The sequence below is a fragment of the Hyphomicrobium sp. LHD-15 genome, from assembly GCF_031157355.1.
Classification (GTDB): domain Bacteria; phylum Pseudomonadota; class Alphaproteobacteria; order Rhizobiales; family Hyphomicrobiaceae; genus Hyphomicrobium_C.
The window spans coordinates 298,688-315,124 of the sequence record NZ_JAVIFT010000002.1 but is presented as its reverse complement, the minus strand read 5'-3'; the positions used below and the strand labels follow the sequence as shown (position 1 = coordinate 315,124).

Below are 16,437 nucleotides of genomic sequence, written 5' to 3'. Positions count from 1 at the left end.
TTCGCCGATACGCACCGCCCCGACCATCATCCTCTTCCGATAAAGGGCATCTTTGTGGCCATCAGCGTCATGAATTGAACGTTGGCATTAAGCGGCAGCGTGGCCATGTACACGACGGCATCGGCGACGTGCGCCACATCCATCCGCGGCTCCGGTCTGATGCTGCCGTCGGCCTGATAGACGCCCCGCGCCATCGGCTCGGTCATCTCCGTTTCGGCATTTCCGATGTCGATCTGCGAGCAGGCAATATCGAAGGCGCGCCCATCGAGCGACAGAGATTTCGTGAGCCCCGTGATGGCGTGTTTCGTTGCCGTATAAGGCGCCGAGAAAGGCCGTGGCACGGCAGCTGAGATCGATCCGTTGTTGATGATCCGCCCGCCCATCGGCGTCTGCCGCCGCATCAGCCGGAACGCCGCCTGCGCGCACAGAAACGCGCCCGTCAGATTGACGTCGACCACCGCCTTCCACTTTTCGACCGGAAGCTCGTCGATGGTAACGGCCGGCGCCGAAAGGCCCGCGTTGTTGAACAGAACATCGACGCGCCCGAACGTCTTTTCGGTGGTCTCGAACAGATGCGCCACCTGGGCTTCATCCGCAACGTCGGTCGGGACCGCGAGAATGCGGCCGGGGCAGGTTGTGCAGCCGTCCGCCGTCTCTTCAAGCGCCGATTGCCGCCGCCCCGCGAGCACAACGTCGAAGCCCGCATCGAACAGCGCGATCGCGACGGCCCGTCCGATGCCGCTTCCGGCACCGGTTATGACGGCTACTTTTTCCGTTTGCGTCATCTCGGCGATCCGTCGATCGGATCAGCGCGTCGGAACCGGCTTCTCGCCTCGATAGTCGTAGAAACCGCGGTTGGTCTTGCGGCCAAGCCAACCTGCCTCGACATACTTCACCAGCAGCGGGCACGGCCGGTATTTGGAATCCGACAGCCCCTCGTAAAGCACCTGCATGACGGCAAGGCAGGTATCGAGACCGATGAAATCCGCAAGCTCGAGCGGCCCCATCGGATGATGCGCGCCAAGCCGCATCGCCTTGTCGATCCCCTCCACCGTGCCGACGCCCTCATAGAGCGTATAGACGGCCTCGTTGATCATCGGCAGCAGGATGCGGTTGACGATGAAGGCCGGGAAATCCTCGGAGACGGCAGTCGTCTTGCCGAGGCTCTCGACGAACACCCGCGCGACACCGAACACTTCGTCCTCGGTCGCGATGCCGCGAATGAGCTCGACGAGCTCCATCAGCGGCACCGGATTCATGAAGTGCATGCCGATAAAATGCTCCGGCCGGTCCGTCGTGGACGCAAGCCGGGTGATGGAAAGCGAGGAGGTATTCGTTGCGATCAGCGCCGAAGGCTTGAGCTTGGGACAGAGCTCCTGGAAGATCCGCCGTTTGACGCTTTCGTCTTCGGTCGCCGCTTCGATGACCATGTCGCAAGTGCCGAGCGCGTCGAGGTCGGGCGCGAACTTGATGCGGCCGAGCGCCGCCTTCATGTCGGCTTCCTTGACGACGCCCTTCGCAACCTGCCGCCCCATGTTCTTCTCGATGGTGGCAATCGCGTTGTCGACCGCCTCCTTGCGTATGTCCGAGAGCAGCACCTCGTACTTCCCGAGCGCGATCACATGGGTGATGCCGCTGCCCATCTGGCCAGCTCCGATCACGCCGACCTGCTTGATCACCGGGACCGGTCTTGCGTCCGGCTTGGCTTTACCTTCGGCTTTGACTGCAACATCCATGTTGAATGTCCTTTTTGTCTCGGTGCCAGTCGCCATCAGCGTACCGCCATCACAGGCCGGCCTTGCCGAGCTCGGCTTCGAGTTCGGGCAAAGCCTGGAAGAGATCAGCGACGAGACCGTAGTCGGCAACCTGGAAGATCGGGGCTTCGGCATCCTTGTTGATGGCGACGATGACCTTGGAATCCTTCATGCCGGCGAGATGCTGGATCGCGCCCGAGATACCGACGGCCACATAAAGCTCCGGCGCCACCACCTTGCCGGTCTGGCCGACCTGGAGATCGTTCGGAACAAAGCCCGCATCGACCGCCGCACGCGACGCACCCATCGCCGCGCCCAGACGCTCGGCAACCGGCTCGATGTACTTCTTGAAGTTCTCACCGTTGCCCATGCCGCGACCGCCGGAGATGACAATCTTGGCCGCCGTGAGTTCCGGACGATCCGACTTCGTAAGCTCCGCGCCGACGAACGAGGAGATGCCAACTGACGGAGCCGCGGAAACGCTTTCGATCGCAGCCGATCCGCCCTCGCCAGCCGCAGCGAACGCCGCGGTGCGCACCGTGATGACCTTCTTGGCTTCGGTCGACTGCACGGTCTGGATCGCATTGCCTGCATAGATCGGGCGCTCGAACGTATCGGGCGAAACGACCTTGATGATGTCCGAGATCTGCATCACGTCGAGCAGCGCAGCGACACGCGGAAGAACGTTCTTCCCGGAAGCCGTCGCCGCCGCGATGATCACGTCATAGCCGCCAGCCAGCGACACGACCGTCGCCGCAACTTCCTCGGCAAGACCGTTGGCAAGGTGCGGCGCGTCCGCGACCAGAACCTTCGCAACGCCTTCGATCTTGGCAGCGGCTTCTGCGGCGGCCTGCGCGGAATGTCCCGCGATCAGAACGTGTACGTCTCCGCCGATCGCGGTCGCGGCCGTGACTGCCTTGGCGGTTGCCCCGCCCAGCGCCGAATTTGAATGATCGGCAACAACGAGAATAGCCATTAGATAACCCCCGCCTCGGTCTTGAGACGGCGCACGAGCTCCGCCACGTCAGCCACTTTCACACCACCCTTGCGTACCGGCGGCTCGCTTGTCTTGAGCACCTTGAGACGCGGAGCGGTTTCGACGCCGAAGTCAGCGGGCTTCTTGACGTCGAGCGGCTTCTTCTTCGCTTTCATGATGTTCGGCAGCGAAGGATAGCGCGGTTCGTTCAAACGGAGATCCGTCGTCACGATCGCAGGAAGATTGAGCTTCACGGTCTCGAGACCGCCGTCGACTTCGCGCGTCACCTGCACGGCACCGGCTTCCGCAACAACCTTGGAAGCGAACGTTCCCTGCGGCCAACCGAGCAGCGCGGCCAGCATCTGACCCGTCTGATTGCTGTCGTCGTCGATGGCCTGCTTGCCGAGAACGACGAGATCCGGCTTCTCTTGCTCTGCGACGGCCTTCAGGAGCTTGGCGACGGCGAGCGGCTCGACCGGCGTATCGTCCGCCGTTTCGATGAGGATCGCGCGATCCGCGCCGATCGCGAGCGCCGTGCGCAACGTCTCTTGGGATTTCGTCGTTCCGATCGAAACCACGACGACTTCGGTCGACGGGTCTTTTTCCTTGATGCGAACCGCTTCTTCGACGGCAATCTCGTCGAACGGGTTCATCGACATTTTTACGTTGGCCAGCTCGATCCCTGATCCATCCGCTTTAACGCGGATCTTGACTGCGTAATCGACAACTCGCTTCACCGCGACGAGTATCTTCATGATGCGCGGCGCTCCCCGGCGCACTGCCTTGTTTTGATCATTGCTTTCCTGGTTTTTTTAGTTACCGATTTCTGTCCGCAGAAGGATGATGCTGCCGTCGAACGAGGCCGCCCGTCTCCCTTTGATGTCACCAGAGCCCAACCCATGGCTCACACCGAGTGACCTGCGATTTTCCGAGCCCTTCGCAAGTGCGAGAGGCAAAGTTACGAGCCGTCTCAATGCAAGTCAATGCGGCCAACAGAGAGAGTTCTAACGCCCTGTCGGCCCCGTTGAACACCTCTCAGCGTACGTAGCCGAGCCCCTTGTCGAACAGGGGTACCCCCGGGCGACGCAGGATCACCACCAGGACCGCCCCCGCGATCAATCCGCCGATATGGGCCCACCAAGCCACGGGGCCGACCTGCGGCAGCAGCACCATGGCGATCTGGATGAGGATCCATAGCCCCAGCGCGAAGGCCGCCGAGATCCGGAGCGGGATCGCCTTGAGCGCCAGCACCCAGACGCGCACCCTTGGGTGCAACATGAGATAGGCCGCGATGACACCTGCCACCGCGCCGCTGGCGCCGATCAGCGGGCTTTCCGAGGAAGGTTCGATCCACGCATGCATCAGCCCACCGGCAACGCCGCAGGCAAGGTAGAAAAGCAGGAACTTGAGATGCCCCATGGCGTCTTCGACATTGTCGCCGAACACCCAGAGAAACAGCATGTTACCGGCAAGATGAAGGAGGTCGCCGTGGAAGAACATGTAGGTCAGGAGTGTCAGCCGCTCGGGAACCGCGGGGCCCACCGTCTCGGTCGGGATCGGCAGCAGGCTGGTGTCGAACAACTCTCTCGGAATGATGGCAAATCCTGCAATCGCCACATCCTCGAGGCGAGACACCTCGAACAGATAGACGACGATGTTGATCAGGATCAGAGTTAACGTAACATACTGGAACCGGATCGACTTCAGGCTGTTCTCATCATGCAGCGGAACAAACATCGTTCAGTCCTTCGCTTCGATCCGACAGAGTAAAATGGAAGAAATCAGCGGTTCTGCCCCGGAACCCAAAGAACATCGCTGCGGCCACGATCATTGACGTAGCGCCCGGCGACGAACAGAAAGTCAGATAATCTATTGATATACTTGAGCGCTGCTGCGCTGACCGGCTCGTCTGGAAGCGCCGCGAGCGCCACCATCTCCCGTTCCGCCCTTCTGCTCACCGTGCGCGCCACGTGAAGCGCCGCAGATGCCGGCGATCCGCCCGGAAGAACGAAAGATTTCAGCGGCTTGAGCTCGGAATTCATTTCGTCGATCTCGGCTTCGAGGCGCGTCACCTGATCGTCCGAGACGCGCAGCACCTCCCAGTCGGGCTTCTTGCCGCGGTCGGGAACACAGAGATCAGCTCCGAGATCGAAGAGATCGTTCTGTATGCGGCCGAGCTTGGCGTCGAGGCCCTGATGCCCGGCCAGGTGAATGCGCACCACGCCGATGGTGGCGTTCGTTTCGTCCACCGTTCCGTAAGCTGCGATACGCAGCGCGTCTTTGCGCACGCGCTCGCCGGTGCCCAGCCCCGTCGTGCCGGCATCGCCGGTTTTCGTATAGATCTTATTGAGTTTGACCATTGCGCAGTAAATCCCTCGCCCGGCGCCACACTAGAGTGCTTCCGGAAAAGTGGAAACTGGTCATGGCGGGACCGTGCAAAAAAGTCGTGATTGAGACCAGCGTCTCGATGGAGAACCCGGCTTGGCCGTCCCCGCTCACATGTGCTGGCGAACGAGGACATAGGCGACGATCATCACGACGGCCGCAAACTGCAGGCCCACGCGCCACCGCATGAGCTTCTGGCTGAGATTGGGGCTCTCGCCGCGTGTCATCACCCAAAGTCCCATCAGGAGCACGGCAAGGACCGCAAACACCGCCGCGGTCGACAGATAATACATCAAAGATTGCATAAGCCGCGTGCCTCGAAACCGGGGGAGTCTTGTTACATTATCGTAAGACTTGGCCGGCCCAAATACCAGTCCCGACGCTCTTTAGTAACCACCGTGCCCTAATTCTAACCACTTCAGAAGGCGTGGTACACGGTGAACGAATATCGCGACATCGGCGGAAGCGGGGATGAACGCGCCGAAGCGTTTGGAGAGCGTTTGGAGCCGACGCGAACGTAGTCTAAAGAGCGATTTGCTAAAGACGGACGGACGCGTCGGGGATCGGGCCTCCCACTCCTCTCGGAGATGCCGGAACGCAGAAGGGATCGTGGAGCCGAGGCTCTGTCGAACGAAGGATAAATTGGGATGTGTGCAGACCCGGGTCGGTGGTGCGGCGTCCGGCAGTGGTCACAACAGTCGGGCCAGATGGGCTAGGGTGTGAGCCGAACCAGAACAACGACCTCTCGGAACCAACAGCGCGCGCGCCTCCTGGCGGCGGCGTTGACGCTTGCCGCAACGGCATCCGGACCTGCGCTGCCTGTTGCTCTGGCCCAATCGCCCGGTGCCACGACCCCCAAAAACGCCGACGACGCCGCCAAGAAGCTGGAGCTTCAGCGTAACGAGCTCGAAGCCAAGGAAGCCCGCGACCGCGAAATCCAGAAAGATCTCACCACCCTCGGCGTCGACAGCCGCGAGATCAACGCGCGCCTCGTCGAAACGGCCGCGCTCGTGCAAAAAAGCGAAGAGCAGATGACCGCCATCGAAAACCGCCTCACCGGTTTCGAGAAGCAGGAAAAGGAAATCCGCGCATCGCTCGCCAAGGAGCACGGCAAGATGTCGGGCATCCTGGCCGCGCTCCAGCGCATGGGCCGCAACCCGCCGCCCGTCATCATCACCCGTCGCGAGGACGCCCTCGAAATGGTGCGTAGCGCCATGCTGCTCGGCGTTGCTTTTCCTGGCCTCAAGCAGGAGGCCGCCCAGCTCACCACCAAGCTCAATGAGCTGGTGGCGATCATGACCAGCATTCGCCGGGAAGGCGACAACCTGCGCGCCGAGCGGGATCGGCTGAACACCACGCAGACTCGCCTCGCGAGCCTGCTCGAAACCAAGAAGCAGTCGCTCACCGAGCGTCAGACCGAGCTGCGGCAGGTCCGGCAAGCCACCGCCGAGATCTCGAAAAGCGTAACCGACTTGAGCGAGCTGATCGCCAAGCTGAGCCAGCAGGTCGCGACGCCTCCTACTCCGGCCGCACCCGAACCGCAGCCCCAGCCGAACGGCGGTCAGGAAACCGTGGCCATGCTGCCGCCGGCCGAAGCGTCGCCGCCCTCAGCGGACGAACCGCCCATCCCCGCCGCCCGCACTCTGGCGCGCGACACAGCCGTCGATGCGGCCCCGATCGTCACCCCGCAGAGGACGGAGGAGGTGGCTTTGCTTACCCCTCCGAACGCCCGGACAACGCCTCCTTCCATCGTCGAGCTGGCTCCGGCCGCGACCTCCCTGATGCCCGGCAAGCCGGACCGGATCACGCCGGCCATCCCGTTCCAGCTGGCAAAAGGCAAGCTTCCGATGCCAGCCCGTGGTCGCAGGGCCTTGGCATACGGCGAAAAAACCAAATATGGAGGGACGTCGAAGGGCCTCGTAATCGAAACCCGCTTCAGCGCCCGCGTCACCTCACCCTGCGACGGATGGGTTGTCTACGCTGGAGAATTCAGAAGTTACGGGCAACTCTTGATCATAAACGCCGGCGGCGGGTATCATGTTCTCGTGGCTGGGCTGTCGCAGATGGACGTTGGGCCAGGACAGTTCGTATTGGCCGCGGAGCCGATCGGGACCATGAGTGGCGCGCCTCGCACAGCACAGTTGGCTACCGAACGCACGGGGATGGCTCAATCCGCCCCGCAAACCAGCGCGCCGGTGCTCTACATTGAATTCCGCAAGGACGGGCAACCGATAGACTCGGCCCCTTGGTGGGTCGCCTCGAACCAGAAGGTACAGGAATAATGCGCAAGACCGACCTCGTGTTCTGGACGTTTTTGACGATGACGGGTCTCGCCGGCGCCACGACGGTGTTCAACGTCTCGCAAACCTATTCCGCCAATTCCCCCAACTCCGAGCTTTATCGGCAGCTCGATCTGTTCGGCGACGTGTTCGAGCGGGTTAGATCGGATTACGTCGAGAAGCCTGACGACACCGTCCTGATCGAATCCGCGATCAACGGCATGCTCGCGGCGCTCGATCCTCACTCCTCGTACATGAGCCCGAAGAACTATCGCGACATGCAGGTCCAGACCCGCGGCGAGTTCGGCGGTCTCGGCATCGAGGTCACGATGGAGAATGGCGTCATCAAGGTCGTCTCGCCGATCGACGACACGCCCGCGTCCAAGGCCGGCATCCAGGCAAACGACCTCATCACCCACCTCGACAACGATCAGATCTCCGGCCTCACGCTTGAACAGGCCGTCGAGAAGATGCGCGGTCCGGTCAACACGCCGATCACGCTCACCGTCGTTCGCAAGGGCAAGGAAGAGCCGTTCGATGTGAAGATCGTTCGCGACTTCATCCGCATCAACGCGGTCAAGGCCCGTGCCGAGAACGACATCGCTTACATCAAGGTGACCACCTTCAACGAGCAGACGCACGCCAACCTCGTGAAGTCGATGGATGCCTTGAAGAAGGAAATCGGCCCCAAGCTGCGCGGCTTCGTCATCGATCTGCGCAACAACCCCGGCGGTCTTCTCGACCAGGCCATCGCTGTCTCTGACGACTTCCTCGAGCGTGGCGCCATCGTGCTGACCAAGGGCCGCAACAACGAGGAAACGCAGCGCGCCCAGGCCCGCCCCGGTGACACCGCCGACGGCAAGCCCATCGTCGTGCTGATCAACGGCGGCTCCGCTTCGGCTTCCGAAATCGTCGCCGGCGCACTCAAGGACCACAAGCGCGCGACCATCATCGGCACACGCTCGTTCGGCAAGGGCTCGGTCCAGACGATCATCCCGCTCGGCGCCAACGGCGCGATCCGCCTAACGACGGCGCGCTACTACACGCCGTCGAACCGGTCGATCCAGGCCAAGGGCATCGATCCGGACATTGTGATCGAGCAGGAGCTTCCCGAAGAGCTGAAGAGCAAAGCCTCTGCCGAGAAGCCGCGCGGCGAAGCAAGCCTCCGCGGCCATCTCAAGGGCGAGGATGCTCTGAAGGCCGAGCAGGCAGAAAAAGAAAAGGCTGAGAAGGAAAAGGCTGAAAAGGAAAAGGCAGCCGTTCCCGAGGGCACCGAGACACCGAAGGAAGAGCCGAAGGAAGAATCCGGTTCGTCCGCCTACGTGCCCAAGGAGCCCGAGAAGGACACGCAGCTCCAGTACGCGCTGAGCTTCCTGCGCGGCACGGCAACTGGAGAAACCGTTGCCAAGCCGGCTCAGCCCCCGGCCAACCCGGCAAACCCGGCAGAAAAGAGCGCAGTTCCGAACTGACGGGTTTCCGAACCCGGCCCTTCCGGACCATCCGGACAGGACTGCGACAAAATGACCGACACCACGAGATATGGGCGCCAAGTAGCGCCCATATCCTTTTGAAGCCGAACCATCCGCAAAAACACGAGTTTGCCGCCCCATGAGCACTGCCGCCCCCGACTCCGCTGGCCTGGGCTACCGCCCCTGCGTCGGCATCATGGTGCTGAACCAGGCTGGCCACGTCTGGGTCGGCCAGCGCGCCGACATGCCAGGCGACGCCGAGGGAGCAGGCACGTGGTGGCAAATGCCCCAAGGGGGCATCGACAAGAACGAGGATCCCCGCCAGGCTGCCCTGCGTGAATTGCGCGAGGAAACCTCGATCAAAGAAAAAGACGTTGAAATTATTGCAGAAACGCCGGATTGGCTGACCTACGATCTGCCCCCCCACCTGATCGGCGTAGCCTGGGGCGGCCGCTATCGCGGCCAGAAGCAGAAATGGTTCGCCGTGCGTTTCGTAGGTGCCGATTCCGACATCGATCTCAACTCGCCGGAAGGCCCGCACCCCGAATTCGTGGCCTGGCGTTGGTCACCCCCGGAGCAACTGCCTGCCTCCATCGTACCGTTCAAGCGCGACGTCTATCTCGAGGTGTTGCGCATTTTCGGACCGATCCTGGCCTCCGCCGCCCCGCGCTGAAACGCGCAGCCACTAACGCCGGATATTCCACACGAAACAGACGGGCTGACAAAAACCCGCTAACTTTTTCCGTAAGATGTCGTTTGACTCGAACGGCGAATCGCAGCTCGAAATCGTAGAGCCCGCGTCAGACAACCCAAAGTCGACGCCACCACGCTCTTGCTCGCGTTGCCGGTCGCACGAATCCTACGGTTCACCATGAAGCACACAGAGCTGACAGAGATCTCCACCTCCCAAAACCTGCCTTACAGGCCGTGCGTCGGAATCATGCTCCTGAACAAGGAGGGCCGCGTCTGGACAGGACGCCGCTTGGCCAAATGGACGGGCGATCAATCCGCCCACATCTGGCAGATGCCGCAAGGTGGGATCGACAAGGGCGAGGATCCGGTCGAGGCCGCCATCCGCGAATTGCGCGAGGAAACGGGAGTCACGAGCGCCGAGATCATCGCCGAGATTCCGCAGTGGCTGACTTACGATCTGCCGGACCAACTGCTTGGCGTTGCGCTCAAAGGCAAGTATCGCGGCCAGCGGCAGCGCTGGTTTGCCATGCGGTTCTGGGGCGACGATAGCGAGATCAACATTCGCCCGCGCAGCGGCAAGGCCGAGTTCGATCGCTGGCGTTGGCGCGACATGTCGGAACTGCCCGATCTCATCGTCTCGTTCAAGCGCCCCATTTACCAAACCGTCGTCGAGAGATTTGCCTATCTCTCACAAAGCTGAAAAGAAAGAGACCGAGAAGCACCGCGGTCTGATCTGATCACGATCAAGTCGACCGCGAGGTTGGGTGTCTACATGAGGTTGAAAGCCTGATGGTTTTCAATGTCATGGGAGTGAACCAACCGCTTCGTCGCGGCATTTCTCTCCTGCACCTCCCTATCCCACCCATCCCAACGTTCACTCCGGCGAGCCCGCTCACATGTCGACACGCACCCTGACCAGAACTCTCCCACCGTTCAGCGATGGCGCGGACTATCAGTCCGGCCAAAAGTTCGATCAGGAAGAGTACGATCGCATCAAAGAGCTCTGGCTTGACCACATCGCAGCCGAGCATCGCGGCGATATCCCGGGGCTTCTCGCGACCCTCACCGAAGACTGCGTCTACACGATGCTGAACAACGGCAAAGTGTGGCACGGACACGAGGGAGCGGCGAAGTTCTACGAAGGCTTTCTGACCGGCTTCCCGGAGAACTGCTTCTCCGTAACCAATGTCTTCGTCGGTCCTCAGGGCGTTGTAGAGGAAGCCCACTTCAACGGAGTCCACAACGGCGATCTCCTTGGCCTGCCGTCCACCGGACAGCCGATCGAGTTCGACGTCGTGCTGCTGTTTCCGTGGGACCCCATCAAGAAGAAGTTCAAGGGCGAGCGCATCTATTTCGCGATCGAGCACAATCTGATCGCCAACGTTGGCCAGCTCCTTCGCCGCATGAGCCGCAAGCTCGATCTCGCCGAGCAGAAGTAAACTTCCCCAACGTGGGCACATAATCGAACAACAAAAAAGCGCCCGTGAACCGGGCGCTTTTTCATTTCTGAAAATGATTGGGGCTAGCGGATCAAGCCTTGAGACCCGAAAGCGCTGCGATCGCCTGGTTGGCGACAAGTCGCTGCTCATCGGTCTTGGCCTGCGAAAGTTCGGTTTCCGCAGCCGTCAGCTCGGCCGAGATCGCCGAAGCATTGAGCTCGGCGACATCGTAGGCCTTCTCGGCAAGCACGGTCAGCCTGTCGGGTTCGACCTGCGCAAAGGCCTGCCGCACGAACACGCGCGACTTTGATCCCGCGAACACCACGTCGATCACGCCCGGACGCAGCGTAGAGATCAGCGGCGAATGGCCGGGAAGAATGGTCATGTCGCCTTCGGCGCCCGGCAGCTGAACCTGCTCGGCTTCGCCCGAAAGAAGCACCTTCTCGGGGCTGACCAGCTCGAATGTGAACGTCTGAGCCATTGACCTGTCTTCCTCAATCCTAAGCAGTATGAGCGTGCGCGAACCCTAAACGGGTCGCAGGCTTTGCAGCCTTACGCGTCGCCGTCCTCGTCGTCGCCGGTCTTAGCCCGGACATCTTCCGGCGTCTGCACGCCCTTGCCGCAGAACGGGCAGAAGAAAACCGGGTGATCGACCATGCCGGGCTCGTCATCTTCGAGCTCAACCAGCCCGACCGACATGTAGAGCACGCCGTCGTCGCCCACGGTGATCAGCGGCTCGAACTCCTCGCCGCTCATCGCATCCTTAAGCTCGTCACAGCACGATCCAAACTGAGTTGCGTCGCTACCAGCCATCTGATCCCCTCGCTCCGTTGCCCAACAACGGACGTCGTCAATGCTTCTATACAGACGCAAATACATGACCGCCCGTTCCACGAACGAGCGGTCATTTTAGAAAGTTTAGGCCGCTTCAGCCAGCTTCTCGGCCTTGGCGATCGCTTCGTCGATCGAACCGACCATGTAGAACGCCGGCTCCGGCAGATGGTCGTAATCGCCGTCGCAGAGGCCCTTGAAGCCCTTGATCGTATCGGCGAGCGAAACCAGCTTGCCGGGCGAGCCGGTGAACACTTCGGCGACCGTGAACGGCTGAGACATGAAGCGCTCGATCTTGCGGGCGCGCGCGACTGCCAGCTTGTCCTCTTCCGAAAGCTCGTCCATGCCGAGAATTGCGATGATGTCCTGGAGCGCCTTGTAGCGCTGCAGGATCGACTGCACGCGGCGTGCGACGGCGTAATGCTCTTCGCCGACGATGCGCGGGTCGAGCATGCGCGACGTCGAGTCGAGCGGATCGACGGCCGGGTAGATGCCCTTTTCAGCGATCGTACGCGAAAGCACCGTCGTTGCGTCCAAGTGAGCGAACGAAGCGGCAGGTGCGGGGTCGGTCAAGTCGTCGGCCGGCACGTAGATCGCCTGCACCGAAGTGATCGAGCCCTTCTGCGTGGTGGTGATGCGCTCCTGGAGAGCACCCATGTCGGTCGCGAGCGTCGGCTGATAGCCCACCGCCGAAGGAATACGTCCGAGCAGTGCCGACACTTCCGAGCCTGCCTGCGTGAAGCGGAAGATGTTGTCGACGAAGAACAGCACGTCCTGGCCCTTGTCGCGGAAGTCTTCGGCAACCGTGAGGCCCGAGAGAGCAACGCGCATGCGAGCGCCCGGCGGCTCGTTCATCTGGCCGTACACCAGGGCGCACTTGGAGCCCTTGGTCGAACCGTTGTTCTTCTTCGGATCGATGTTGACGTTCGATTCGATCATCTCGTGATAGAGATCGTTGCCCTCGCGCGTACGCTCGCCGACACCGGCGAACACCGAGTAGCCGCCGTGGGCCTTCGCGATGTTGTTGATGAGCTCCATGATGAGAACGGTCTTGCCGACGCCGGCGCCACCGAACAGACCGATCTTGCCGCCCTTGGCGTAGGGTGCGAGCAGGTCGACGACCTTGATGCCCGTCACCAGGATCTGCGCTTCCGTCGCCTGGTCGGCAAACGAAGGCGCGGGCTGATGGATGCCGCGACGCGCCTTTGTGGCAACCGGGCCTGCTTCGTCCACCGGCTCGCCGATGACGTTGATGATGCGGCCCAGCGTCTCTTCGCCGACCGGCACCGAGATCGGAGCGCCCGTATCGGTTACGGCCTGGCCACGAACGAGACCCTCGGAGCTATCCATGGCGATCGTGCGCACGGTGTTCTCGCCGAGATGCTGTGCGACTTCGAGAACGAGGCGGTTGCCCTGGTTCTGGGTCTCGAGCGCGTTCAGAATTTCCGGCAGATGGTCGTCGAACTGCACGTCGACGACAGCGCCCATAACCTGGCGAACCTTACCAACCTTGCTAGCCATTTTCCTCTCCAGTCAGAATGCTTAGGCGATCGCGAGCGTCACGGGAATGTTGCCGCGCGTCGCCTTTGAATACGGGCAAATCGTATGGGCTTCCTCGACCAGCGCCTGAAGCGCGGCCGGATCGGCACCGGGAAGCGAAACCTTGAGATCGACGGCCAGCGAGAAGCCGTCCGTGGTGTTGAGCGTCACGTCGGCCGTCACCTTGGCAGCCTGGCCGTCGAGCCCGTGCTTCTTCGCAAGCACCAGGATCGCCTGACCGAAGCAGGCCGAATAGCCGAGCGCGAACAGCTGTTCCGGGTTGTGGCCTTCGCCCGACCCGCCAAGCTCCTTCGGCAGCGACATGGCAAGAGCGAGCTTGCCGTCAGCGAGGCTCGAGCGGCCGTCGCGGCCGCCTTTCGTCGTTGCTGTCGTCTTGTAGGCCATGATCTCTACTCCTCACGCCAAACCGGCGCCGAAACCCTGATTTAGAGGGCTTCCGCACCCGAGATGATCTCGATGAGTTCCTTCGTGATGTTCGCCTGACGCTGGCGGTTGTACTTCACCGTCAGCTTGTTGATCATTTCGCCTGCGTTGCGCGTCGCGCTGTCCATGGCACTCATGCGCGCGCCCTGTTCGGAGGCCGCGTTCTCGAGAAGCCCGCGGAAGATCTGCGTCGACACGTTGCGCGTCAGCAGGTAGCCGAGGATCGCATCCTCGTCGGGTTCGTAATCGACGACCGACTGTCCCGTGCCTGCCGGCGCGGCATCCGTCGTTTCCGGCAGCTTCGCCGGGATCAGCTGAAGCGCGGTCGGCTTCTGCGCGATCACGCTCTTGAACTCGGAGAAATAGAGCGTCGCGACGTCGAACTCGCCCGCCTCGAACATCGCGAGCACCTTGTTCGCGACGTCTTCCGCGTTCGAGAACCCGATCTGGCGCACACCGCGCAGATCCAGGCGCTCGATGATGTTGCGGCCGAGATCGCGGCGCAGGTTGTCCGCGCCTTTGCGGCCCACCGTCAGGATCTTCACCGTCTTGCCGGCGGCCAGAAGCTTTTGAGCATCCGCACGCGCGAGCTTCGCGATGTTTGAGTTGAAACCGCCGCAAAGACCGCGCTCGGCCGTCAGAACGATGAGCAGGTGCGTCTGATCGCGGCCCGTACCGACCAAGAGCGGCGAAGCGCCTTCGCGGCTGGCGCGCTGGTTGAGAGCGGCAAGCACGCCGTCCATGCGCTCGGCATAGGGACGGGCAGCCGTTGCAGCCTCCTGCGCGCGGCGCAGCTTGGCCGCGGCCACCATCTGCATGGCCTTGGTGATCTTACGCGTCGCCTTGACGGAGGCGATGCGGTTTCTGAGATCTTTTAAGCTCGGCATGGCGCCTCAGCTTCCTTGCTTTATCCGGCTCCCCTCCCTGTCATCCCGGCGAAGCGGCGACGCCGCGAACAGCCGGGACCCAGGGGCAACAGTCTCCCAGGACAAGCCTGGGTCCCGGATCGTGCTGACGCACGTCCGGGATGACGCTTAGTGCTAGGCGACGAAGGTCTTGGAGAAGCTGTCGAGCAGATCGACAAGCTTCTTCTCGGACTCGGCCGAGAGCGCCTTCTCCGCCGAAACGGCAGCAAGAATGGTCTTCTCGTCGCGAAGAGCGGCGAGCAGGTTCTGCTCGAACTTGCCGACGGCCGAAACCGGCAGCGGGTCGAGATAGCCGCGCGTACCCGCGAAGATCACCGCAACCTGCTCTTCCATCTTGAGCGGCGAGAACTGCGGCTGCTTCAGAAGCTCGGTGAGGCGTGCGCCGCGTGCGAGTAGCTTCTGCGTGGCCGCGTCGAGATCCGAGCCGAACTGCGCGAACGCCGCCATTTCGCGGTACTGCGCGAGCTCGCCTTTGATCTTGCCGGCAACCTGCTTCATCGCCTTGGTCTGTGCCGACGAGCCGACGCGCGACACCGACAGGCCGACGTTCACGGCCGGACGGATGCCCGAGAAGAAGAGGTCGGTTTCAAGGAAGATCTGGCCGTCGGTGATCGAGATCACGTTGGTCGGAATGTAGGCCGAAACGTCGTTGGCCTGCGTCTCGATGACCGGGAGCGCGGTGAGCGAACCCTTGCCGGCGGCGTCGCCGAGCTTCGCGGCGCGCTCGAGCAGACGAGAGTGAAGATAGAACACGTCGCCCGGATAAGCTTCGCGGCCCGGCGGACGGCGAAGCAGAAGCGACATCTGGCGATAAGCGACGGCCTGCTTGGAGAGGTCGTCATAAGCGATCACGGCGTGCATGCCGTTATCGCGGAAGTATTCGCCCATCGTGCAGCCCGTGAACGGAGCGAGGTACTGCATCGGAGCCGGATCGGACGCCGTGGCGGCGATGACGATGGAGTATTCGAGGGCGCCGCGCTCTTCGAGAACCTTGACGAACTGAGCGACGGTGGAGCGCTTCTGGCCGACGGCGACATACACGCAGTAGAGCTTGGCGCTCTCGTCGGTGCCGGCGTTGACCGGCTTCTGGTTGAGGAAGGTGTCGAGAATGATGGCGGTCTTGCCGGTCTGGCGGTCGCCGATGATCAGCTCGCGCTGGCCGCGGCCGACCGGGATCAGGGCGTCAACGGCCTTGAGACCCGTTGCCATCGGCTCGTGCACCGACTTGCGGGGCAGAATACCGGGCGCCTTGACGTCGACGCGCTTCTTGGTGTCGGACTTGATCGGGCCCTTGCCGTCGATCGGGTTGCCGAGACCGTCGACCACGCGGCCAAGCAGGCCCTTGCCAACCGGAACTTCCACGATGGCGCCGGTCCGCTTGACGGTGTCGCCTTCCTTGATGGTGCGATCGTCGCCGAAGATAACGACGCCGACGTTGTCGGCTTCGAGGTTCAGCGCCATGCCGCGAATGCCGCCCGGGAACTCGACCATCTCGCCCGCCTGGACGTTGTCGAGACCGTAAACGCGCGCGATACCGTCGCCGACCGACAGCACTTGTCCGATCTCGGAAACCTCGGCTTCCTTACCGAAATTCTTGATCTGATCTTTCAGGATCGAGGTGATCTCTGCAGCCCGGATGTCCATCACTTGACCTCGTCTCTTGGGGCGTTTTCTCTATATGTTTTGATCGTTTGGGCGAGCC

At 62.1% G+C, this 16,437-nt stretch carries 18 protein-coding genes; 5 read left to right on the top strand and 13 right to left on the bottom strand.

What is annotated here, in order from left to right; all coding sequences use genetic code 11:
- Positions 1 to 26 precede the first annotated feature (26 nt).
- The 7 genes from RCO24_RS08170 to RCO24_RS08140 form a co-directional block, all read right to left on the bottom strand.
- Entirely contained in the window at positions 27 to 785 is a 759-nt protein-coding gene (locus tag RCO24_RS08170) for an SDR family oxidoreductase (protein ID WP_308961344.1), read from the bottom strand.
- 21 nt (positions 786 to 806) lie between these two features.
- A complete protein-coding gene (locus RCO24_RS08165) occupies positions 807 to 1,736 on the bottom strand; it encodes a 3-hydroxybutyryl-CoA dehydrogenase (RefSeq protein WP_308961343.1) in 930 nt (309 codons plus the stop codon).
- 49 nt (positions 1,737 to 1,785) lie between these two features.
- Positions 1,786 to 2,730, bottom strand: coding sequence for an FAD-binding protein (locus RCO24_RS08160; protein WP_308961341.1), 945 nt, complete (start codon positions 2,728 to 2,730; stop codon positions 1,786 to 1,788).
- Positions 2,730 to 3,485 (bottom strand): electron transfer flavoprotein subunit beta/FixA family protein, encoded by a 756-nt coding sequence (locus RCO24_RS08155; RefSeq protein ID WP_308961340.1) that lies wholly within the window; start codon positions 3,483 to 3,485, stop codon positions 2,730 to 2,732. Before RCO24_RS08155 ends, RCO24_RS08160 begins: the two co-directional genes overlap by 1 nt.
- Before the next feature lie 280 nt (positions 3,486 to 3,765).
- Positions 3,766 to 4,467 carry a rhomboid family intramembrane serine protease gene (locus RCO24_RS08150; RefSeq protein WP_308961339.1) on the bottom strand — a complete coding sequence of 234 codons (702 nt, stop codon included), beginning with the start codon at positions 4,465 to 4,467 and terminating at the stop codon, positions 3,766 to 3,768.
- A gap of 44 nt (positions 4,468 to 4,511) precedes the next feature.
- Complete coding sequence (locus tag RCO24_RS08145; protein ID WP_308961338.1) at positions 4,512 to 5,090, bottom strand: cob(I)yrinic acid a,c-diamide adenosyltransferase; 579 nt, start codon at positions 5,088 to 5,090, stop codon at positions 4,512 to 4,514.
- Positions 5,091 to 5,225: 135 nt separating this feature from the next.
- The gene (locus RCO24_RS08140; protein WP_308961337.1) at positions 5,226 to 5,420 is read right to left on the bottom strand and encodes a twin transmembrane helix small protein; all 195 of its coding nucleotides are present in this window, start codon (positions 5,418 to 5,420) and stop codon (positions 5,226 to 5,228) included.
- 477 nt (positions 5,421 to 5,897) lie between these two features.
- On the opposite strand from RCO24_RS08140, the gene RCO24_RS08135 reads away from it, so the two are divergent.
- The 5 genes from RCO24_RS08135 (at position 5,898) to RCO24_RS08115 (ending at position 10,995) form a co-directional block, all read left to right on the top strand.
- On the top strand, positions 5,898 to 7,397 hold the full coding sequence (locus RCO24_RS08135; protein ID WP_308961336.1) for a peptidoglycan DD-metalloendopeptidase family protein: 1,500 nt from the start codon (positions 5,898 to 5,900) through the stop codon (positions 7,395 to 7,397).
- Complete coding sequence (locus RCO24_RS08130) at positions 7,397 to 8,863, top strand: S41 family peptidase (RefSeq protein WP_308961335.1); 1,467 nt, start codon at positions 7,397 to 7,399, stop codon at positions 8,861 to 8,863. The genes RCO24_RS08135 and RCO24_RS08130 overlap by 1 nt, the downstream gene beginning before the upstream one ends.
- A gap of 139 nt (positions 8,864 to 9,002) precedes the next feature.
- Entirely contained in the window at positions 9,003 to 9,536 is a 534-nt protein-coding gene (locus tag RCO24_RS08125) for an RNA pyrophosphohydrolase (protein WP_308961334.1), read from the top strand.
- A 198-nt stretch (positions 9,537 to 9,734) separates the two neighbouring features.
- The gene (locus RCO24_RS08120) at positions 9,735 to 10,256 is read left to right on the top strand and encodes an RNA pyrophosphohydrolase (protein WP_308961333.1); all 522 of its coding nucleotides are present in this window, start codon (positions 9,735 to 9,737) and stop codon (positions 10,254 to 10,256) included.
- Positions 10,257 to 10,452: 196 nt separating this feature from the next.
- Positions 10,453 to 10,995: an ester cyclase gene (locus RCO24_RS08115; RefSeq protein WP_308961332.1), complete on the top strand. Its 543-nt coding sequence runs from the start codon at positions 10,453 to 10,455 to the stop codon at positions 10,993 to 10,995.
- Between the two features lie 91 nt (positions 10,996 to 11,086).
- On the opposite strand, the gene RCO24_RS08110 is transcribed toward RCO24_RS08115, so the two are convergent.
- The 6 genes from RCO24_RS08110 to atpA all read right to left on the bottom strand — a co-directional run bounded on the left by RCO24_RS08110 (position 11,087) and on the right by atpA (position 16,379).
- Positions 11,087 to 11,476, bottom strand: a complete 390-nt coding sequence (locus RCO24_RS08110) for a F0F1 ATP synthase subunit epsilon (protein ID WP_308961331.1) — start codon at positions 11,474 to 11,476, stop codon at positions 11,087 to 11,089.
- Between the two features lie 71 nt (positions 11,477 to 11,547).
- Complete coding sequence (locus RCO24_RS08105; protein WP_308961330.1) at positions 11,548 to 11,808, bottom strand: hypothetical protein; 261 nt, start codon at positions 11,806 to 11,808, stop codon at positions 11,548 to 11,550.
- A 105-nt stretch (positions 11,809 to 11,913) separates the two neighbouring features.
- Positions 11,914 to 13,347: a F0F1 ATP synthase subunit beta gene (atpD, locus tag RCO24_RS08100; RefSeq protein ID WP_308961329.1), complete on the bottom strand. Its 1,434-nt coding sequence runs from the start codon at positions 13,345 to 13,347 to the stop codon at positions 11,914 to 11,916.
- Positions 13,348 to 13,368: 21 nt separating this feature from the next.
- Entirely contained in the window at positions 13,369 to 13,770 is a 402-nt protein-coding gene (locus RCO24_RS08095; RefSeq protein WP_308961328.1) for an organic hydroperoxide resistance protein, read from the bottom strand.
- Between the two features lie 41 nt (positions 13,771 to 13,811).
- Entirely contained in the window at positions 13,812 to 14,696 is an 885-nt protein-coding gene (locus RCO24_RS08090; protein WP_308961327.1) for a F0F1 ATP synthase subunit gamma, read from the bottom strand.
- Between the two features lie 153 nt (positions 14,697 to 14,849).
- Positions 14,850 to 16,379 carry a F0F1 ATP synthase subunit alpha gene (gene atpA / locus RCO24_RS08085; protein ID WP_308961326.1) on the bottom strand — a complete coding sequence of 510 codons (1,530 nt, stop codon included), beginning with the start codon at positions 16,377 to 16,379 and terminating at the stop codon, positions 14,850 to 14,852.
- Positions 16,380 to 16,437: the final 58 nt, after the last annotated feature.